The following is an 18,841-nucleotide window of genomic DNA, read 5'->3' on the forward strand; positions in this document are numbered from 1 at the left end:
CCTTTCCGTCAGTTGATCCGGACCATGGCGGCGCGAACGGTCGCGGTCGCTCCGGCCGTCAATTCCGCACTGGCGCTGCCATTTACGGATACGGTTGTGCCTCGCACCTCGATGCCCGCGGTGCTGGAGACTTTCACCGGTCCGGCGCCGCCGTCGAGCGTGATCCCGGACTTCGCGCCGAGTGAGATGTCGTTGCCGGTGAGCTTCAGGGTTCCGGTGCCCGCGTCGACCGTCACGCCGTTGCGCGCCGAAACGGTGACGGTTCCGTCGCTGTGGACGGTGATCGTGGTCTGCTGCTGGTCCAGGTCGAGGGTGAGTTTCTGGTCGCCGGTCGCCACGTGGACGCCCTGGCCGCCCGCCGCCTGCTCACGGAATTCGACCCGATGGCCGGTGCGGGAGACGATCGAGCGCCGGTTCACCGCGCCGCTGGTGCGGTCCACGAGATCGCCCACCCCGGTCGGGGGTGTGTCGACACCGTTGTACAGGCCACCGATGACGTACGGACGTCTGAAGTCGCCGTGCTCGAAGGCGACGAGTACTTCGTCGCCGACCTCGGGCAGGAAAAGCGCGCCGCGTTCGTGGCCCGCCCCCTGCTGCACGGTCCGAGCCCACACGCTGACGAAACCATCGGCCAGCCAAGGGAAAGTGATGCGGACCCTGGCCATATTCGCCGGATCGTTGTTATCGCTGACCTGTCCGATCACCACACCCGCGAAACTCGCGCGAGCCGAATTCGCTTGTGCCGCACCGCTGACCAGTCCGGCGAGCGTGCGATCACGCCGTCCGCTGACGATGACGCTGGTCGTATATCCGGTCTCCGGATCGAAGGTGTGCCGCGACGCCGTCACGGTGTACTTGCCCTCGAACGGTTTACCGGCATTGGCGAGTGCGACGGCTGTGCCCGCGCGCACCTTCGGGTTGCCGCGCAGCACCGCCTCCAATTCCGCGAATCCGCTCGCGACCTGTTCGGCCAGTGCCTTACATGCGACGTCCACCTCAGCCTGCGTGCCGTACGGGGCTTGCGCACCAACGAGTTTCGGTGCTTTGAACAAGCTCGCGAGGTCGCCCGGTCGCACGCCGTTCTCGGCTGTCGCGGTTTTCGCGGGTGCGTCGGCGACGACGGCTTTCTTGCGCGTCACATCCCAGCCGCGGACCTGAACGCCAGGTACCTGGTCGGCCGAGGTGACAATGGCGCGCAGCCGCAGCACATTTCGCCCCAGCTCCAGGACGAGCGGATCCTCGGTCGCCTTGGCCTCGGTGCGCGGCGCGGTGTCCGCGGTGGTGGGTTTGCCGAAGTCGAGTTTGCCGTCGGTTACCGCAACCTCGACGCCGCTGTCGGCCGCGAGCTGGCGCAGCAGCTCCCAGTCGCTGACATTGCCCTGCGAAATCTGTTCCAGCACAGGACCACTCGCCGCGATCTTGCCGATATCGACACCCGCGTCGCTCGCGATCCGGCGCGCGACGTCCGCGGCCGACATGTGCTCGAAGCCGGTCACCCGCCGTCCGCGTTGCAGCCGATGCGATTTGTCGAGGCCACGCACGGTGGTGAAGGTGCCGGTGCCGTCGAACTCCTTCTCGATCGCGGTGACCTCGGCCGACAGCAGCGGCACCGGGGTGTTCGCCTCATTGGACGCGACCCCGAGTTCGATCGGAACGCCGATTTCGATATTCGCCTTGTCGAGGACAATGTTCTGGGGGTCGCGGAAGCGCAGCACGAAAAGGTCTGGCGCGCTGCGGTTGTCGTCGACCATGCCGTAGGTGAGCAGTGCCGCGATATCGGCGGGCAGTGGTGTGCCCGCGATGCGGACGAGCAACTGGTTCGTGAAGTCCTGGGCGGGCACGGTTACCCCAGCTCGTCGGCGGCCGGGATGAGCAGTTCCGTACCGGGTCGCAACCGCATCGGGTCGTCGATATTGTTGGCGGTCGCGACGGCGCGCCAGCGGCTCGGATCGCCGTACTCGCGCCAGGCGATCGAGGCGAGGGTGTCGCCCGCGATGACGGTGTGCATCGTGCGCGCCGTCAGGCTGCCCGAAGTGGGATTCTGTTTGGGCTGATCGGCGGCGATCTCCTCGATCGTGACCGTCGCGGTGCCGCGGATCGGCAGACCGCCCGCGGTGAACAGGGTGTATTTCACCGCCACCGAGCTCACATATGCCGTGAATCCGGTCAGCCCGCCCCAGTGGAAGATCACCCACGGCGGGCTCGACTTCTTCTTGTCGTGGCTCTCGTCGGTGGGTACGCAGCAGGCGAACAGCCGCTCGACCGTGTCGACAACCTTGGTGTCCTGCTGTGGGCCCGCGTCGAGAAACATTTCGAGCGTGAGCTTGGCGGGGTCGGCGCCCTTGAACTCGGGCACGCCGCTCTTCTTGCTGCCCTTCTGCGCATCCCGATTCCACTTGGCGGACTTGGTAACCGACAATTCCTTCGGGTTGAACTGGAAGTCGATCTGACCACGGCGCGGGCCGGGTTGCAGCGATCCCTTTTCCACCGGGGGATCGCGCACCTCGAGGAACGCATGCTCCAATTTCGGTCGGCCGCTGCCGGATCGGTCGGCGCCCGCACTGCTGGCTGCGAAGGCGATCGGCGCGGGCATCTCAGGCCTTCCCCGGCTCGACGAAGCCGTGATGGGTGATCTCGATGGTCTCCACAGCGACCTTCGGTGATTCGGCATTGAGCGAGGGACCGGTCCAGCGCACCGGCATCACACCGAGCAGACCCCACTGGGCGACCACGGTGCCGTCGGCGGTCATGGCCCGAATCTGGCCGGTCTTCGCGCGCACACCCGTCGCGACGCTGCCGAACCACGCGGCCACCTTCGCCGTATCCGGGGTGACCGGACGGCTCAGTTTGATGGTGGAGAACTTGATTCGAGTGGGCAGCTGCCAGACGTAACCGTTATTGCCGCCCTCCTCGCGCTGCTCCATCACCACCTCGCAGCCGAGGCCCTCGCAGCTGTTGAATGCGCCGAGGCTCATATTGTCGATCGTCACGACGAAGCAGACGCTGACCGCGGGGTCGAGATCGGTTGGCATGGTGGTCTCCTCGGGTGATCAGAGGGTGAGGTCGAGGGCCGTGCCCGCCCGTTCGCGATCGAGGCGCAGTTCGGCCTTGAGTTTGCGGACGATCGGGTCGTACAGGCGGGCGACGAGTGCGTCGATGTCGGTGGGGGAGGTGCCGGAGGGTATTGCGTTGGTATCTGTCGAGGTATTGCTCGGCTGATCAATGGGCGTGGGGTCGGAAACGACGGCGGGTTCTGTGGTTTTCGGTGGTTCGGGAGGGCTGCTCTGCGCGGGCGTGTCGGCGACATCCGGGGTCGGTGTCGGCGCTGCCACAGTTCGTTGTAGGGGCATCGGGGACCACACAGGCTGGATCGCGCGGTTGGCGGTGTGTGCAGGGTCTGGCGCGGATGCGGTTCTGGTGTCCGACGGAGTGGATCCAGTCGAGATGCCGAAGTCGAAGACGCGCTGAAGGGTTGGCGGGGCGAGGAGGTCTGGAGAGCCTGCGAGTGGGCGAGCAAGTGTGGCGGTGGTGGGGCGTGCGTGCGTCGCGGGTTGGCGCTGCGCAGTGATTGTCGTCCGGGGTGCGGAATGCGCCGGTGCAACTGGCTGCCAGCCCGCTGAGCGTTGCAACATCGTGGGTAGCGCCAGCGTGCCGACTGTCCTCACTACTGGGGTTGCGCTGGCCGATGATTCGGTGGACCCAGGGTCTGGTGCATGGTTGGTCAAAGCGGATGTGGCCGGGTTTGGCGAGTTCGTATCGAACTTCACAGCGTCGCCGAAGTATTCGGGTGTCGGCTCGGACGTCGCGCGCTGCACCGTGGTCGAGGCTCGGGGCGGATGTGGAGCTGCCGGGAGGTCCGTAACTTCAGGTCGAGTTCGGAGTTGCAGGGTGCGCGTCGCGAGTACTGGAGCAACGATGTCAGGCGACGCTAGGGGCGTAAATGCCGGGAGTGCAGCCGATTCGGAGTTCGAGGTGTGGCTCGCCGATGAGTCCGCCATGAAGTCGGGCTCATGCGGTGGCGCGGTCCATTGGGCTGACTCGGATTCGGTTCCGGGGCGCGGCGTGGTATCGGGAGATATCGCAGGTACAGGCAGCGGGCCGTCGACGGAGGTCGCTGTGTCGATCGCTCCGATGGTCGGCGCTGTTCGGCCGGAGATCGGCACCAGTTCTTCAGAGATCGGCGTCGGTTGCTGGGAGCCGGGATTCAGCTGCTCAGGGGTGCGCATTGGCTGCTCGGGGGCGGGTATCAGTTGCCCAGAGTTCGTCACCAGGTGGCCGGAGGTGGGCACTGGCTGCTCGAAGGTGGGTATCAGCTTCCTGGAGATCGGCATCGGCCGCTCGGCGGTCGCGGAGGTGGGCGTCGGCTGCCCAGAGGTGGGTGTCGGCTGTTCGGAGTTCGGTACGGGCTGTAGGGAGGTGGGTGTCGGCTGTTCGGAGTTCGGTACGGGCTGTTCGGAGGTGGGTGTCGGCTGTGCGGAGGTCGGTACGGGCTGTTCGGAGGCGGGTGTTGGCCGCTCCGAGGTCGGCATCGGCTGCCCGGAGGTCGGTACTGGTTGCCTGGAGGTCTGCACGGACCGCTGAAAGGTCGGCATCGAGCGCTCAGGTATCGATGCTGATTTCCCAGAAGTATCTGGAGCCCAACGGATTTCGGGGTAATTGTTGTACGATCCCGCGCGCTGAGGGGGCAAAGTCGCGCTCGCGCCCATCGCCTGGTGCGTCGGCGGTGAGACCGGTTCTGTTCGTGCGTCGGCCGATCGTTCGACCGCGCGACGGATCACGTCGTGTGTGCCGCCGACGTAGCTCCGCTGAATGCCGGGCGGTTCGGCAGACTGCGGGTATGCGGGTCCCGAATCGCCTTCGCCAGCGGACCGTTGAACGAACGGCGTCGAATGCGCAGGGTCGTTGGTCTCCGGCAGGGGAGCGCCGAGCCCGTACCGCCGTGAACGCAGGGGCGAGATCGAGCGCTGTACCGGCACCGTCGAATCGGGATGCGTCGGTACGGGTTCGGACGATGTATCGACCGCCGCGGTGGGGACATCTACTGGGCTCTCCGGCTCGTCACCCACCGAGCTCAATGGCTCAGCCGATTCCGAATCATACTGCGCGACTGAAGAATCGATCGTCGATGAGGAGTCCTGCGGAAGTGGCGCTATTGACTCTGGTGTCGACGATGGCGGAATCGTCACGGTCGGCACCGGACGAATCTCCGGTTCGAAAACGCGCCTGGCCGACACGAACTCGTTCCCAGGCTGTTCGAGTCGGGCGAGGACCACCGGACCTGCCGAGCCCACTGGACCTCCGGAGCCCAACGGACCTGCCCAGCTCACTGGGCCAGCGGACCCCGCCGGTACCGCGAACTCGCGCAGCATCACCGCTGGCTGGTGCTCACTCGCCACATCGGACCCATCCGAGTGTCGCTGCACAGCAACCGGATTGCGATCGAGCCCACCCGCGAACCCAGACGGCGCCTCGGCATCGACGGCATGCATCACCGGCCCCCGAAAGGACGGATCCCGATGCGAGACCAGCCCATCCGCGAACCGCACCGGACCACTGATCAGCGATGGCGTTGCAACAGTCCGCTGCACCGGCAGCATCGCGGGCCAATCACGAACCCGCACAGCAGGTTCCGTCGCACGCACCGACTCGGTGCCCCGCCACGGAAACAGCCGTTCCAACCACCCCATCGCTGATCACCTCCCTCGGGCTCTGGTATTGATGCGGTCGATCTCATCGGCGAAGCGCCGCCGATCCGGATGCTCCAGGTCGAGGATTTCGGCGAGCGGCCAATGGAAGTGGTAGGCGACGTACGAGATCTCCTGGAGCAACGAATCGACCCCGTACGTCGTTATTCCCCCACGCGGCTGCCCGCGAGGTCGATGGTGAATTCGTGCGCGCACTCCGGGCAGGTGACCCCGGCCCTGCTGTGTCCCTCGGCATTGATCCGCTGGTACAGATCCTGCAGAAAGGCCAGGTCGGATGCGAACAGATCCTCGACGATGCCCGCGTGGATATCGATGAGGGTGCCCAGTCGGGTGATCACCCGGGCGATCAGCACGACCGACAGATACGCCGGATTCTCCCGGACGCGATCGTCGCGCAGGGGCACCAATTCGTCACGCGCGGTGGCCAATCGCATGGTGCCGCTGCGGTGCACAGTTCCCGACGCGTCGAGATAGCCGCGCGGCAGCACGAACGGAAACTCCGTCCGCATTACCGGCTCCGGCGTCGGCTCGACCCGCGTATCCACCGCTACCGCGCCGAGTCGGTCGATCCCACTGTGCACGCGGCGCATTACTCGACCTCGAGGTTTTCGTAGGTGATGACCAATTTCTCGGTGAGCACGCTGGTGTCGCCCGCCTTCAAGGAACCGATTTCCAGCGACTTCGGCCAGGCATTCGTCAGCTTGTAGCGCTTCATCGCTTGACCCTCGTAGTCGTAAACGATGATGGCCCCGCCCTTGCGCGCCGCGCCCATCTTGCCGAATCGCGAATCCTTGACCCACTTTTCGAAGCTGTTGTCACCGGTGAGACCGCGGGTCAGGGTGACCTCGCCCGCCTTGTATCGGCCGGGCAGCTTCTTGATGACGTACTTGCCATCGGCGGTGTTCTGCTTGAGTTCGATGACGTCCTGTTCGAGCTTGAGGCCCGACACTTCCGAAATTTGTTTGATCACAACACCGTCGATCTCCAAACCGAAGGAATGGCCGACCGACGTGTCGAGGTCTGGGAGCGCCATGATGTCCTACTTTCTGTGTGGTCATTCGTTGACGAGGCTGGTGCCGCCGGAGATCTGGGCGAGGCGGAAGACCACGAATTCGGCGGGTTTGACCGGGGCGACACCGATTTCGCAGACCACCTGGCCGACATCGATCGCCTCGGCCGGATTGGTTTCGCGGTCGCATTTGACGTAGAACGCCTCGTCGGGGGTGAGACCGAACAGTGCGCCCTTACGCCATTCGTTCACCAGGAAGGCACTGATCGTGCGCCGGATGCGCGCCCACAGCGCGTCGTCATTGGGTTCGAACACCACCCACTGGGTGCCGTTCAGGATGGATTCCTCCATGTAGTTGAACAGCCGCCGGACATTCAGGTACCGCCAGGCCGGATCCGAGGACAGCGTGCGCGCACCCCACACCCGGATTCCGCGCCCCGGGAAAGTGCGAATGCAGTTGACGCCCAATGGATTCAGCAGATCGTGCTCAGGTTTGGTCAGCTGCACCCCGAGGGTGAGCGCACCGCGGACAACCTCGTTGGCCGGAGCCTTGTGCACACCACGCGACTCGTCATTGCGCGCCCAGATTCCGGCGATATGACCGCTTGGCGGGACAAAGCGCCCGGTGCCCGCGGCCGGATCGAACACCTTGATCCACGGGTAATACAGAGCCGCGTATTTCGAGTCGTACCCGGCCTTTTCGACCCGCCACTCCTTCACCTGCTGCGGACCGAGTGCAGGCGGCGGATCCAGGATCGCCACCCGATCACCCATCAATTCGCAGTGCGCGATCATCGCGAGCTGCACAGCCTGCACCGATTCGAGATCGATCGCACCCCGCTCGTAGGCGCTCATGAGATCGGGCACCGCGACCATCGTCACCTCATCGATCGCCTCCAGCCCGGAGAAGCCGGTGCGATCGGCGACATCACCGACGTAATCCTCGGCGCACACGCGGTCCGGCGTCGGCTTCGGTGCGGGCGGCACGGCGAGGGTCACGCTGCCGAAGTCCGGACGGGCGAGTGCGCCACCGGAACTCAGCTCCTCGATGGAAATGAGCTTCGACTGTGCCCGCACGGCCGTCACCACATTGTCCTTACCGCGTTTGGTGGTGACCGGCCCGATCGTTTCCTCCACCTTCGGGCCCCGCTTGACGATGATCGTGAACTGATCCTCCGGCGCACCGTCACCCGCCGCGGCAACCTCGACGGTGATATCGGGCTTCACATTGCCCGGGTCCAGCGCCGCAACCCGATACCCGCCCAGCACCGCCTGACGCGTACCGGCGGGGAGTTCCTTATCCCCCTTCCCATTCCCATTGCCGTCCACGCCGACCCGGATCACATAGCAGGCGCCACCGCCATTGCCGAAAAACCCGTACACCGCATGCGCCAGATAGCTCCCATCGACGAAATCGCCGAACTGCTGACTGAACTGGCTCCAATTGGTGATGAGCGTCGGCTCGTCGAACGGCCCACGCTCGGCGAACCCGACGAAGGCCGCCACCGCCGTACCGACACCCTCGATCGGTCGCGACCCGGCCTCCACCTCCTCGACATACACGCCAGGCGACAGATAGGTGGGCATTGGGCCTCCTCATTCCGAGGTGAACTGTTCCCACCTAGCGTCGTACGACCGCGGTCCTCGCAGTACGCCCGCGCGGCGAGCCGATGGGGAACGTCGAGCTGCCCCATCGTGCAGTCGGACGCGGAGGCTCGAACTCGAGCGATGTCCAATCGGTTTGCTAGTGGTCAGGTATCTCTCCCCGCTGGCGGCCAGCAGATATAACACGTTGGCGGACAGTGGGTTTCCCCATGCCGGGCGTCAGGTGGGGATGGTCAGTTGGTGTGGGTGGTGGGGGTCTGTTCGATGAGGGTGGCGGTGGCGCGGTCGAGGAATTCGCAGAACTGCTTGTGCTCGTCGGGGGTGAATCGGTCGGTGAGGGCGCGTTCGAGCACGATGACTTCCTGGTAGGCACGGTTGAGCAAGTCGTGGCCTGTGGGAGTGAGGGTGGCGATCATGACCTTGGCGTGCACGGGCGACGGCTTGCGGTCGATGAGTTCTTTGTTCTGCATGCCGGTCAGGACGGTGGCCATGCTCTGCTGGGTGACTCCGCATGCGCGGGCAAGCTGAGCACCTGACATGGCGTCGTCGCGGAACAGGGTCAGCAGCACCGTGTATTGGGTCATGGTCAGCCCGTAGCCGCGCAGCACGGCCTCGTGGTGGGCCATGAGCGCCTGCTCGGCCCGGCGGATGCGGGTGCACACATATTCCTCGACTGGCACGTCAGCCATGTCACAACTCCCTCAGTTGACTCAATTAGCTGATACTGCTTAAGTTCCTGAGTATCAGGATACTGAGTCAACACAGAAAGTTGTATGTGATGAAGGCTGTAGTGCTGGACACCGATGATCAGTTCCGGATCTCGGAGATGACCGAGCCCGTGGCCGGGCCGGGCGAGGTCGTGATCCGGGTCGGCTATGCGGGGGTGCAGTACGGTGACGTGCTGGTGCGCGGCGGGCACTTCCCGATCCCGCGCCCGTTCGTGCCGGGCTTCGAAGCTGCCGGAGAGATCATCGCGGTGGGCGAGGGCGTGGACAAAGCCCGGATCGGTGAGCAGGTCGTCGCGCTGATCGGTGGCGGCGCCTACGCCGAGATCGTGACCGCGCCGACAGTGCTGGCGATCAATGCGTCGGGCGTGGACCAGCGGAGGGCGGCGGGGTTCGGGTGGGTGACGCCGACCGCCTACGACCTGGTCCACACCGTCGGCGGGGTCCGTGGCGGGGACAGTGTGCTGATCCATGCCGCGGCCGGGGGTGTCGGGTCGCTGGCCGGGCAGTTCGCCGCCGCGGCCGGCGCGCAGCGGATCGTCGGGGTGGTCGGTAACCCCGGTCAGGTCGAGTACGCGCGCCGGTTCGGCTACCACGAGGTATTGACGCGAGATCAGTTCCCCGAGGTTTTGGGTGAGGAGACCTTCGATGTGATCCTGGACCCGATCGGCGGGCCCACCCGGATCGCGAGCCTGGCCCGGCTGGCGGCGCACGGCCGGATCGTGGTCTACGGCAACATCGCTACCTTCGAACCGGTCACGGTGTCGGCCAACGACCTTCTGATGCGCGGCCAGTCCCTGCTGACCTACAACAGCAACCTGGCCAGCCAGACCCACCCGCAGCGGCTCGCCGACAGCGCCGCTCGCGCCATGGCCCTGGTCGCAGACGGGTCGGTGCGCATTGATATCACCGCCGAATACACCCTCGCCGACGTCGAGACCGCGATCACGAACCTGGCGAGCGGCGTCACCCACGGCAAGAGCATCGTCCACATCGGATGACCCATCGTCGGCGATCCGGCGCATGACACCTCCTCACATGTCCTGCGCCGGATCGGCGACCGTGCTGGCAGCGATGGCGCCTGCGTCGGCCACCGCTGCCGTCGGCGCGGGCATGACTGGCACCCAGGCCCCGCCAGGCGGGGCTTCCGCAACCCCATCGCCGGGAAATCTGCTGACCGCCACTGTGTTCCACGAACTGGCCGCCGCCGGGGAGGACCCCCTGGCCGCTAACACGGTTTCGCCCGTCTTCGGCGTCGGTGATGCGTCAGTGACGTCGCTGCTGTCGTCAGATCTGTCGTCTGCTGTGTGTGGCGTACCACACACCATTGAATTCGACGCCTAAGGTCTGACTCGGTCCGCCCATCAGGGGCAGTTGAGTGGAGGGTTCGAAGAATGAAGTTCGAGAAGATCACTGCTGCCGTTTTCATGGCCATCTCGGCCGTGGGTATCACTGCGGCAACCGCCCATGCAGAGCCGACCGTGACGGAGCAGCCGACTGCGGGGGACACGACTTCCGGTGTGGATCATGGAATCAACTACCGGATCACCGTTTCGCCGGTCGACAGGGTCGTTATCGCCACCGTCGAGAATGGCAAGTTCGAGATCGCGCAGAACGGTGCGGTGGTGCTCGAGTCCGGCGACGGAGCGGCGGTGACCGAAGTGCCGCAGTGGTACGCCGTCGATGGGCGTTCAATCGCGATTGCGCAGCACATCGGTGCGGACGGCCGCACCCTGACGCTGAAACCGACCCCGACGGCAGAAGATATTGCGCAACTGCATGACATCAGCTCCTACGACCGGCTCAAGGAGCAGATCAACAAAAACCTGCCTGGCGTCGTCGGCGGTGCCATCGTAGGCGGCCTCCTCGGAGCGTGCCTGCCCCTGATATGGGGGATCAGCATCCCCGTAGGTGCGCTGATCGGTGGAACCGTCGGCGGATACGTCATGGGCGGCCCGGAGTTCATCGAAGCCGTACAAGCGCTCGCCACCGGCCAGCCGTGATCACGGGCTAATGCAATAGCCTGATGCGAGATCCCCTTCCGGATCGGGCCTTTCGTACCTCAGCTGCGCCGCCGCGCCAGCGCGGCGGCGATCAGGGCGCGGGCTTGGTCGCCGTAGGCTGCCTGTTGGTGGAGTCCGGCCCACGCCTTCTCGTAGTACGAGAGTTCCGACGGTGTCGTGACCGTCAGTTCCGCGCTGATCGTCTCGACCAGCGCCATGCGTGCGTCATAGATAACGAATCCGGTTGTCGTGTACAGGAATCTGTATCGTGTCGGCACGATACCGAGTAGCAGGCGCGGATCCCGACAAAAACGGGGCCTTCGTTCTGTACGGCATAGTTACCGGCCGATTTGTCCTGTTCAACCACTTCGCTGGTGACGGCCAATGGTTCGGCAACGAGCAGACCAAGGATTCGGCGGTGGTTGCCCGGTGCCGCGCGGCATTCGAATCGGCCGCGGAGTTGGGGACTCCGCACACTGAATATCACCCTGCCCTGAAGTGACCAGCAGCAGTGCCAAGCAGCTCGCGAGGCCCGCGGCAACCGGCTTCGTGAGATCAGGTTGGATGCGCGAATCTCGGTGCGAGAGTTGGTATCTTGCGCCGGATGGCACTTCACCAAGATATCGAAGTTCGAGAACGGCATATAGGCAGGACGTCCGAGAGTCGGCCGCACGACGGCGTAGGAGGTTTATGCTCCTCCGGTACGTCTCAATTCTGTTCCCGCCCGAGCCTGCGTTGACGTTGGCGTTCGCGCTGCTGGTGTGTGGAACGGTCCCTTTCAGCCGAAACGCGTGCCTTTGCCTGGTCAGCATCGATCATCTGGTGTGGGCTGTCGCTGTTGAGTCCCATAATTCCCATGATCTCCGGCGATAGCCCGGCCTCTCTAGCTAGCGCTCGGACGTTCTCGCGTTCCTGCTCCGGCGTCCGCTGCGGTACGCCCGCTCGGGTGTTCTTCTTCTCCGAAGCCAGCCTCGCCCACGAAACCGCGTGCGCGCTACGTGATTCGGGTGACATGGCCGGTGCCGCCGAACAATTCCAGCTCAGCGTCCGTAAACGCAAAGCCACGACGTTTACCCGGACCCATGCGGTAACGCTCGGCTACCTCGGTACCGTGCAGGCCCGCAGCGGCGAACTCGAACAGGCTTGCGCAACATGGACATCCGCGCTCGACGCAATGGACGGCGTCCGTTCGGGGCGCACCAGGAATGTTGCCCGGGAGATACGCGCAACCGTGGCACCGTATCGGCATCTTGCGGGTGTGAGCGAGATCGGTGAGCGGGCAGCGGATTATCTAGCCGCCAGTGGAATGTAGGACAGGGTCATATGAAAGACGAAGTATTCGAAGTTGTTCCGATCGTGCATGTGATCGGTGGCCGAAGCGAACCGACAGACGATCACTGGGGAGGTACCGAGACAATCATCCGCATTGATGACCCTCGGTTCACCGAAGAGTCCGTGCAGGGCTTGGACGCGTTCAGTCACCTCGAAATCGTCTTCCGGTTCCATTTGACCGATCCAACGGACTTGCACTTCGGTGCACGCAGTGCCCGCGACAACCCGGCATGGCCCAAGGTCGGGATCTTTGGACATCGAAATATGCGGCGCGTCAACTGGCTCGGGGTTTCCCGGACTCGACTGCTTCGCGTTGACGGCTTGGACCTGCACGTAGCCGAGCTGGACGCGGTGGACGGTACTCCTGTGCTGGACATCAAGCCGTGGTTTGCGGAGTTCGGGCCGCGTGGCGAGATCCACCAGGCTCCATGGTCAACCGAGATGCTGAAAGACTATTTCTAAGTAACGCAAAGCGCTAAGCGATCAGAGGGTGGTCAGCACGAACCGCTTGCCCGGGTCCACCATTTTGCGCACGGTCATGCCCTTGGCGTATTCGCCGAGGGCCGTCATATTCCAGCCGTGCGCGCCGCGGGTGAGCATGCACATGAATACGCCCGTGGTCGGCTCGCCCTTGGATAGTTCGAAACGCACCAGCTCCATGTCGGATTGATCGTCTACCAAGCGGCAGTATGCCCGGTTCACCTGGTCGAACTTGTGGCCCGCGAACGAGTTCACGGTGAAGACCAGTGCATAGACCTCGGGTGGCAGCGCGGTGAGGTCGACCGTGATGACCTCGTCGTCGCCTTCGCCGTGGCCGGTCAGGTTGTCGCCGGAGTGCCGGATGACGCCTTTGAACGCTTCCTGTTTCAGGAACCAGACATTGACCAGCTTCTTGGCTCGGTTGTCGTATGCGATGACCGACGCGTCCAAGTCGATATTCCGGCCGTGTACCGCCGGGTCCCACCCCAAACCCATTCGTACCCGGCTCAGCGGTGGCGCGCCGTGTTTGGTGAGCGAGACGGTTTCATTCTTGCGCAACGAGACTCGGCCCTTGTCGAGGCTCAGGGTCGGCTGCCCGAACTGCGGTGCTGCGGCCGAGTGCTGTGCTGGGGTTGAATACGGCGTTGCGGCCGAGTGCTGCGCTGGGGCTGAATACGGCGTTGCGGCCGGGTGCTGTGCGACGACGGGTGCGGCGGCTGGTTGCTGGGCGAAGTGCTGTGGTGCGGCGGGCAGTTGTTCGATGTACGGCTGTGGCGCGGCGTATGGCTGTGGTGCGGCGTGCTGCTGGCCTGCCGGTGTGGCAAGGGGCGCGACGGGCGGTGATACCGACTGGCTGGTGCTCGTTGGGGCGTCGTCGACGGTGATCCCGAAATCGGCTGCGATACCGGCCAATCCATTGGCATACCCCTGCCCGACCGCGCGCACTTTCCAGGCACCCTGACGCCGATAGAGCTCACACGCGATCAGGGCGGTCTCCGAGCCCAAACCGGTTGGCACGAAGGTGGCGATGACCGCCCCGGTGGCACCATCGGTCACCGAGATCCGCAGCGGGCCAGCCTGTCCCCAGTCGGCGGGCCCGGAACCGTCGAGGCTGGCGGTGACGACAATCTTGTCGATATCGCCAGGCACCGCGCCAGGGACAATGCGGATGGCGTCCGGGGGATGCACGTCGACGCCAGGCGCGGTCGGCTGGTTGTAGAAGACGAAATCGCTGTCGGAGCGAACTTTCCCGGTGGGCGTGAGCAGCAGCGCAGCCACATCCACAACTGCCGCCGCAACCACCGCGACCCGGACCTCACCCGCAACAATCGGCGCGTTCGCACCCTTGACCAATTCCATGGCTGCCCTCCCTCGGTACGTCCTACCGTATCGGCTGGCGACCGGGGCATGGTCGGTAATCGGGCGTCCGCGCGCCGGTCACCGGTCCTTGTTGCTAGGAGAATTGCTGTATGTCCAGCACCCACACCGTGCCACGCGACATCGGTCCGCGGTCCTGCTCTTCCCGCGCCTGCACAAGAGAATCGGGCGTCGCGTACTTGTGGGTGCCCACACTGTGGCGCGGCAGTAGTCGGCCGGTACCCCGAGGTGTCGATCGAGCATGGTCATTCCGACCAGGCGGAGTTCACATGGATGCGGATGCTCGGCGGAGGGCGTCGAGGGTGGTCTCGGGGGAAGTGTTGAAGCAGAATCGAATTCCCGGGGCCGCCTCGACTATGGCGTTGATGATGTGCTCGAACAGCAGGGTGTGGTCGGGGAGGGCTCGTATCGCACCGCCGATCATGACGAGGTCGAATCGCTGGTTGGCGAGCAGGGTTCGGATTTCGGTTTCCGCTTCGTCGGGCGATGCGCCGACCAGGTATGGGGTGATATCGAATTCGGTGTCCCGCAGGGCATCATTCGCGGCGCCGATCCTGGCGGTCAGTTGTGCCTCGTCCAGGTCGGGGAAGCGGTTGTAGTCCATGGCTTGTGGATGCAATCCGATGGTCAGTGCCCTGGGCCGTACGACTGGTTCGGACATTGGTTCTCCTCGGTGGAGCGTGGGGCCCGCGCGGTCGCGTGGGATCATGAGGTCAGGTTCGACGTAATTACTTTGTAAGCAAAGGTAATTTACCGGGCAAGGTATGTCAACGGAGCCTGGTCTATCCCTGGACCACAGCGTTCGAGCCATCGCGCTGCTCATGCCACGGCTGGTCGGGCGTGCGAAACGCGTGCCGATTCCACAGCTCGGGTTGGCGCCGCGTCATCTGTCGTCGGTTCGGGTCACGGCAATCGGGGAAGCGGACGATGTGTCATTTGCCCGCCGCAGCTTTGACCTCCGACGCCAGCTTGGACAGCGCATCGGCCGTGATCGCGACGTTCTCGAATTCGGCTTTTACGCCTTGTTCCGCGAGCCGCGCCGGGACGGTGTCACCGGGCTTCACATCGCTGGGCAGGACGCCCACCGTGACTATCTGGTGCGGCGAGAATGCGACAACGGTATAGGGCTTTCTGTCGATGGTCACGACGGCCGGGATATCGGATCCGGTCTTCATATCGACGTCGGGGCTGAACCGCTCCCGATTTCGTACCGCCTGGCCGGTAGTGGCCTCTCGGTACTTGGCAGCCATAAGAGATTCGAGCCTCGACTTGAACCTCGTGGTCACCTTGGCCTGCGCTGACTCGTACGGTTCGCCAGGGTAGTGCTGCGCGATGAGATCTTCGATGACTTCTTTTCGGAGGAAGTCCTTGTCACTCATCTGGTGCTTGCCCTGAGGCGTGGTGGACATGCGGCTGTAGCGATCGTGCTCCTCCGCGAGCTTGTACTTCTGGCGCTCGCTCGACTTCGCTTCGTAGATCTTGTGAATCCTGACCACACGCTGGTCGTTCTCCATGCCGAGAGTTGCGAGAATCCCGTCGGTGAGAGACCGGCCGCCCATGCTGAGACGACGTCCCGCTATGAATTCCGGCTGCGGTCGTCCCTTGGCATCCTGCGCTGGTTTGCCAGGCTTCGAGGGATGCGTCCTGGCTTTGGCGCGGGCCAGCATTCCCTCCATGATCGCCGACTTGATCAGATTGATGTTGGGCGCTTGGTCGAAGACATGGGTGATCTCAGCTCGGTCGAGTCCGCGGGCCTGCAGCTTTGTCGCAGGGGGTTTATCCCATTGGATACCTTTGCCCGCTTTGGCGGCCGTCACCTGGGTCGCGCGTTGTACTTCCGCGTGCACCGCCCAGTGATCGCCCTGCTGCACGGGCTCGACCACCTGCAACCCGTACCGCAGCCGGACCGCGCTCAGCAGCGGTCGCAGCACACTTTCGCCGACGGTCTTGCCGGAGAATCGGTTCGCGATCGACACACCGGTCGCGAGTCCACTCTCGAGCCGCTTCCGCTTGCCCTCCGGGCTGTCGTCGCCTCCCCGAAGCTTGGCCTTCACCTTGTCCGCGGCTCGTCCGGCCGCCTTCCCGAGTTTCGAATTCTTCAGCTTGCCCAGGAACTTCTTCCCGTACTTCACCGCGACGCCGATGAGCTTGTCGACCACCTGGCCGACCGGTTTCTGCACCGTCTCCAGGATCTTCTTGATCTTGTCGGCGATGCCGCCGAGGCCGAGCAGGCTGGCCAGACCGCTGATGAGCATGGGGACGGTCTTGGCGAGGGTGCCTTCGATCAGGGCGGCGACTCTGCCGACACCGCCGGAGGCGATCGATTCGACCGAATCCAGTACCGAGTCGACGAATTCCTTAAGACGCTCGGCATTGTCCACGAACCACATGACCGCGTCGTAGATCATTTTGCAGGCCTTGACGAAGGCGGCCGCGGGGTTGAGCAGTGAGATCAGCCAGGTGATTCCGGCCGTGATCACCTTGCTGATCACGAATTCCCGGATCTGCCCCAGCACTTGCTCTTTGAGGTCGGTGATCTTCTGCGCGATCCACTTCCACAGTCCCGGGATGCCTTCGGTGACGATCGCCTTCACGAAATCGACGGCGCCTTCGATCTTCTGCATGGCGGGTTCGCCGACCACCTTGACGATGCGCGCGCGGATCGAGTTCCAGGTGAGGCCGAGCAGTGAAAGCAATAGCGTAATAATGCCTTTGAGGTCGAACTTCGCCGGAGTCTCGATGCCTGCCTCGGCGAGGGCGCCGAACAGCCAGCCCTGCAGCCCCTTCTTCAGGTGCGTTCCGATATTCGACATGAAGTTGCTGATCCCGGCCTTGACCGCATTGACGAAATTGCCGAGGAAGGCGATCGGATCCTTGATGATCTTCTCGACCGCGCCCGCCGCCCGCGCCAGTACGCCCAGGAGCATGTCCTTCAGCTTTTTGATCGTCTCGATCGCGCCGCCGACCGCATCGATCGTCTTGCCGACCAGTCCCTTGTTCTCGTCCTGAAGTTTCTTGATCTCCTCGTCGATTCCGTCGCGCGCCTCGCTGTAGCGGGTCGCCAGATCGTCGACCAGCGACTGCTGTTTCTCGTCGACGGATTTCTCCAGATCCGCGAACTGTGAACCGATTTCGTCGACGGCCTGCCCCGCGAGCTTCTGCAAATTCGCCGGTTGTTCGGCGACGAACTTCTGAACTTGTGTGCGCCCCTGCGCAATCCGCTCTTTGGCGCGATTCAACTCGGTTCCGACGGTGTCGGCGATATCGCTGATCACCGCCGACATCTTGGACTCGTAGAGCTTCTTGGATTCCAGGAAGAGGTTGTTCGCCTCGGCGGGCATATCGAGGAGCAGATCCTTCACCCAGAGCGTGGGGCCGAGCGGACCGCCATAGCGGCGCAGCTTGTACTGCCACATCCGCTCCTTCTGGTCGGCGGTGAAGGCCTCCTTGGCCTTGCGTTCGCCCTCCTCGAACTTCTGGGCCACCAAACCGTCCAGACCGGTGAGGATCTGTTCCACTTCGGTCTTGGTGGCCTCGAAGATCTTCTTGATCTCCCCGGTGATGCGCGCGCGTTCGGCCTCGTCCTTGGCTTTGGTGGCGTCCTTGCCTGCTCCCGTGGTCTGTAGTGCGGCCGACTTCGCCGAACCCATGGCGGCCAGACCGGTTTTCGCGCTCGCACCGGCTTGATCCTTGGCCGCGGCGAGGGTGGCGGCTTCCTGCTGGCGGAATTGCGCGGGCGCTGCGGCGTCGTGGGCCTGCAGCTCCTTCTTGGCGTCCAGCGCGCCGGTGAATTCGGGCTCGTTGGATTTGGCGAGTTGTTCGTCGGTGACTCCGGCCTCGGCCATTTTCGCGTTGGTCTCGCAGCTTCCCGCGCCGAGCTGGACCTGTTCGGCGGGTGCGGGTTTCGGTGCTGCCGCCGCTGGATCGGGCGCGACGGGTTGGCGGGCCGGTGGCGCGGCGGGCATCGCGGTGACCGGTTTGTCTTTGGCCACGGAGGAATCCGGTGTCGCCTTGGTGGTGTCGGCGACGTTCTTCGCCGAGGCTTCCTTGCCCGCGCCGACCTTGCCGAGCACCTCGTTCTTGACCTGGTCGGCCTTGCCCGATGTCGCGAATTTATCGGCCTCGTCGAGATTCTTGGGCGCTTTGGCCGCGATCGCGGCATTGACCGCGGCGATGAATCCGGCCTTGTCGAAGCCCGCCGGTTTCGCTGCCGCCATGGTCGCGGTGTGGGCGGCTTTGGCCTGCGCGTCTTTGTCGTCGGCCGGTGCGACGGCAGCGTCCTGGGCCGCCTCGACTTCCTTCGCCGGGGCCGGATGTGCTTTTGCCGCAGCCGATTCTGTCGCTATCTGATCGGACGCCGCGGCGAACTTCGGATCCTGCTTCGGTGTCATCGGGGTCGGAGCCACGGTGGGCGGCAGACATGCCGACGCACCCTCGCCCGCGCCGAGTCGCTGAGCGAACAGCGCGGCGACGGCGCCGTTGCCAGCGGTCGCCTGCAGCCGCTGCATCGCATTCGCGGCGCCGACCGCGCGCACCGGAGTCGCCGGATTATGCGGGGGCCGAGGCGGTTTCGATTTGCGGGCGGGCTCGGGCATGCTCTGACTC

19 protein-coding genes are annotated in these 18,841 nt (G+C 64.5%); 6 read left to right on the plus strand and 13 right to left on the minus strand.

Going from position 1 to position 18,841, the window contains the following annotated elements:
* Nucleotides 1-8 precede the first annotated feature (8 nt).
* The 4 genes from NP3_RS12935 to NP3_RS12950 are packed head-to-tail and all read right to left on the minus strand — an operon-like array spanning nt 9 to nt 3,332.
* Nucleotides 9-1,841, minus strand: a complete 1,833-nt coding sequence (locus tag NP3_RS12935) for a VgrG-related protein (protein WP_063041006.1) — start codon at nt 1,839-1,841, stop codon at nt 9-11.
* A 2-nt stretch (nt 1,842-1,843) separates the two neighbouring features.
* On the minus strand, nt 1,844-2,593 hold the full coding sequence (locus tag NP3_RS12940; protein WP_063041007.1) for a CIS tube protein: 750 nt from the start codon (nt 2,591-2,593) through the stop codon (nt 1,844-1,846).
* A gap of 1 nt (nt 2,594) precedes the next feature.
* A complete protein-coding gene (locus NP3_RS12945; RefSeq protein WP_063041010.1) occupies nt 2,595-3,032 on the minus strand; it encodes a phage tail protein in 438 nt (145 codons plus the stop codon).
* 18 nt (nt 3,033-3,050) lie between these two features.
* On the minus strand, nt 3,051-3,332 hold the full coding sequence (locus tag NP3_RS12950) for a hypothetical protein (protein ID WP_063041012.1): 282 nt from the start codon (nt 3,330-3,332) through the stop codon (nt 3,051-3,053).
* A gap of 799 nt (nt 3,333-4,131) precedes the next feature.
* Between NP3_RS12950 and NP3_RS12955 the strand changes: the two genes are divergently transcribed.
* Nucleotides 4,132-4,581 carry a hypothetical protein gene (locus tag NP3_RS12955; RefSeq protein WP_157124283.1) on the plus strand — a complete coding sequence of 150 codons (450 nt, stop codon included), beginning with the start codon at nt 4,132-4,134 and terminating at the stop codon, nt 4,579-4,581.
* Between the two features lie 1,112 nt (nt 4,582-5,693).
* Here the strand turns inward: NP3_RS12955 and NP3_RS51145 are convergent.
* From NP3_RS51145 to NP3_RS12980, 5 genes are all read right to left on the minus strand, one after another.
* Nucleotides 5,694-5,900 (minus strand): DUF6760 family protein, encoded by a 207-nt coding sequence (locus NP3_RS51145; protein ID WP_063041016.1) that lies wholly within the window; start codon nt 5,898-5,900, stop codon nt 5,694-5,696.
* Nucleotides 5,849-6,295, minus strand: coding sequence for a hypothetical protein (locus NP3_RS12965; protein WP_218024848.1), 447 nt, complete (start codon nt 6,293-6,295; stop codon nt 5,849-5,851). Before NP3_RS12965 ends, NP3_RS51145 begins: the two co-directional genes overlap by 52 nt.
* Nucleotides 6,295-6,738, minus strand: a complete 444-nt coding sequence (locus tag NP3_RS12970; protein ID WP_040699500.1) for a phage tail protein — start codon at nt 6,736-6,738, stop codon at nt 6,295-6,297. Before NP3_RS12970 ends, NP3_RS12965 begins: the two co-directional genes overlap by 1 nt.
* 21 nt (nt 6,739-6,759) lie before the next feature.
* The gene (locus NP3_RS12975; RefSeq protein WP_063041018.1) at nt 6,760-8,301 is read right to left on the minus strand and encodes a phage tail sheath family protein; all 1,542 of its coding nucleotides are present in this window, start codon (nt 8,299-8,301) and stop codon (nt 6,760-6,762) included.
* 251 nt (nt 8,302-8,552) lie between these two features.
* Complete coding sequence (locus tag NP3_RS12980) at nt 8,553-9,008, minus strand: MarR family winged helix-turn-helix transcriptional regulator (RefSeq protein WP_063041020.1); 456 nt, start codon at nt 9,006-9,008, stop codon at nt 8,553-8,555.
* Between the two features lie 89 nt (nt 9,009-9,097).
* Here NP3_RS12980 and NP3_RS12985 point away from each other — a divergent pair, with 89 nt between their 5' ends.
* Nucleotides 9,098-10,045: a quinone oxidoreductase family protein gene (locus NP3_RS12985; protein WP_063041022.1), complete on the plus strand. Its 948-nt coding sequence runs from the start codon at nt 9,098-9,100 to the stop codon at nt 10,043-10,045.
* 393 nt (nt 10,046-10,438) lie between these two features.
* Nucleotides 10,439-11,047 carry a DUF8020 domain-containing protein gene (locus NP3_RS12995; RefSeq protein WP_063041026.1) on the plus strand — a complete coding sequence of 203 codons (609 nt, stop codon included), beginning with the start codon at nt 10,439-10,441 and terminating at the stop codon, nt 11,045-11,047.
* 59 nt (nt 11,048-11,106) lie between these two features.
* Here NP3_RS12995 and NP3_RS47880 read toward each other — a convergent pair whose 3' ends face one another.
* The gene (locus NP3_RS47880) at nt 11,107-11,325 is read right to left on the minus strand and encodes a hypothetical protein (protein ID WP_157124284.1); all 219 of its coding nucleotides are present in this window, start codon (nt 11,323-11,325) and stop codon (nt 11,107-11,109) included.
* Here NP3_RS47880 and NP3_RS13000 point away from each other — a divergent pair.
* The 3 genes from NP3_RS13000 to NP3_RS13010 all read left to right on the plus strand — a co-directional run bounded on the left by NP3_RS13000 (nt 11,316) and on the right by NP3_RS13010 (nt 12,841).
* Nucleotides 11,316-11,549 (plus strand): DUF6879 family protein, encoded by a 234-nt coding sequence (locus NP3_RS13000; RefSeq protein WP_063041028.1) that lies wholly within the window; start codon nt 11,316-11,318, stop codon nt 11,547-11,549. The genes NP3_RS47880 and NP3_RS13000 overlap by 10 nt on opposite strands.
* Before the next feature lie 444 nt (nt 11,550-11,993).
* A complete protein-coding gene (locus NP3_RS13005; protein ID WP_063041030.1) occupies nt 11,994-12,359 on the plus strand; it encodes an NsdA family TPR-like regulatory protein in 366 nt (121 codons plus the stop codon).
* An 11-nt stretch (nt 12,360-12,370) separates the two neighbouring features.
* On the plus strand, nt 12,371-12,841 hold the full coding sequence (locus NP3_RS13010) for an SAM-dependent methyltransferase (protein ID WP_063041032.1): 471 nt from the start codon (nt 12,371-12,373) through the stop codon (nt 12,839-12,841).
* Nucleotides 12,842-12,862: 21 nt separating this feature from the next.
* Here NP3_RS13010 and NP3_RS13015 read toward each other — a convergent pair whose 3' ends face one another.
* The 3 genes from NP3_RS13015 to NP3_RS13025 all read right to left on the minus strand — a co-directional run bounded on the left by NP3_RS13015 (nt 12,863) and on the right by NP3_RS13025 (nt 18,831).
* Nucleotides 12,863-14,218, minus strand: coding sequence for a TerD family protein (locus NP3_RS13015; protein WP_063041034.1), 1,356 nt, complete (start codon nt 14,216-14,218; stop codon nt 12,863-12,865).
* A gap of 283 nt (nt 14,219-14,501) precedes the next feature.
* Nucleotides 14,502-14,897 carry a hypothetical protein gene (locus NP3_RS13020; protein ID WP_063041036.1) on the minus strand — a complete coding sequence of 132 codons (396 nt, stop codon included), beginning with the start codon at nt 14,895-14,897 and terminating at the stop codon, nt 14,502-14,504.
* A 271-nt stretch (nt 14,898-15,168) separates the two neighbouring features.
* Nucleotides 15,169-18,831 (minus strand): phage tail protein, encoded by a 3,663-nt coding sequence (locus NP3_RS13025; protein WP_063041038.1) that lies wholly within the window; start codon nt 18,829-18,831, stop codon nt 15,169-15,171.
* Between the last annotated feature and the right edge of the window lie 10 nt (nt 18,832-18,841).

The organism is Nocardia pseudovaccinii NBRC 100343 (assembly GCF_001613225.1).
Lineage (GTDB): Bacteria > Actinomycetota > Actinomycetes > Mycobacteriales > Mycobacteriaceae > Nocardia > Nocardia pseudovaccinii.

Coding starts and splice junctions, on each gene's coding strand:
- NP3_RS12955 (WP_157124283.1), top strand. CDS start 4,132: ATGGTCGGCGCTGTTCGGCCGGAGATCGGCACCAGTTCTTCAGAGATC.
- NP3_RS12985 (WP_063041022.1), top strand. CDS start 9,098: ATGAAGGCTGTAGTGCTGGACACCGATGATCAGTTCCGGATCTCGGAG.
- NP3_RS12995 (WP_063041026.1), top strand. CDS start 10,439: ATGAAGTTCGAGAAGATCACTGCTGCCGTTTTCATGGCCATCTCGGCC.
- NP3_RS12980 (WP_063041020.1), bottom strand. CDS start 9,008: ATGGCTGACGTGCCAGTCGAGGAATATGTGTGCACCCGCATCCGCCGG.
- NP3_RS12940 (WP_063041007.1), bottom strand. CDS start 2,593: ATGCCCGCGCCGATCGCCTTCGCAGCCAGCAGTGCGGGCGCCGACCGA.
- NP3_RS12945 (WP_063041010.1), bottom strand. CDS start 3,032: ATGCCAACCGATCTCGACCCCGCGGTCAGCGTCTGCTTCGTCGTGACG.
- NP3_RS12975 (WP_063041018.1), bottom strand. CDS start 8,301: ATGCCCACCTATCTGTCGCCTGGCGTGTATGTCGAGGAGGTGGAGGCC.
- NP3_RS12965 (WP_218024848.1), bottom strand. CDS start 6,295: ATGCGCCGCGTGCACAGTGGGATCGACCGACTCGGCGCGGTAGCGGTG.
- NP3_RS13025 (WP_063041038.1), bottom strand. CDS start 18,831: ATGCCCGAGCCCGCCCGCAAATCGAAACCGCCTCGGCCCCCGCATAAT.
- NP3_RS13015 (WP_063041034.1), bottom strand. CDS start 14,218: ATGGAATTGGTCAAGGGTGCGAACGCGCCGATTGTTGCGGGTGAGGTC.
- NP3_RS13010 (WP_063041032.1), top strand. CDS start 12,371: ATGAAAGACGAAGTATTCGAAGTTGTTCCGATCGTGCATGTGATCGGT.
- NP3_RS12970 (WP_040699500.1), bottom strand. CDS start 6,738: ATGGCGCTCCCAGACCTCGACACGTCGGTCGGCCATTCCTTCGGTTTG.
- NP3_RS13020 (WP_063041036.1), bottom strand. CDS start 14,897: ATGTCCGAACCAGTCGTACGGCCCAGGGCACTGACCATCGGATTGCAT.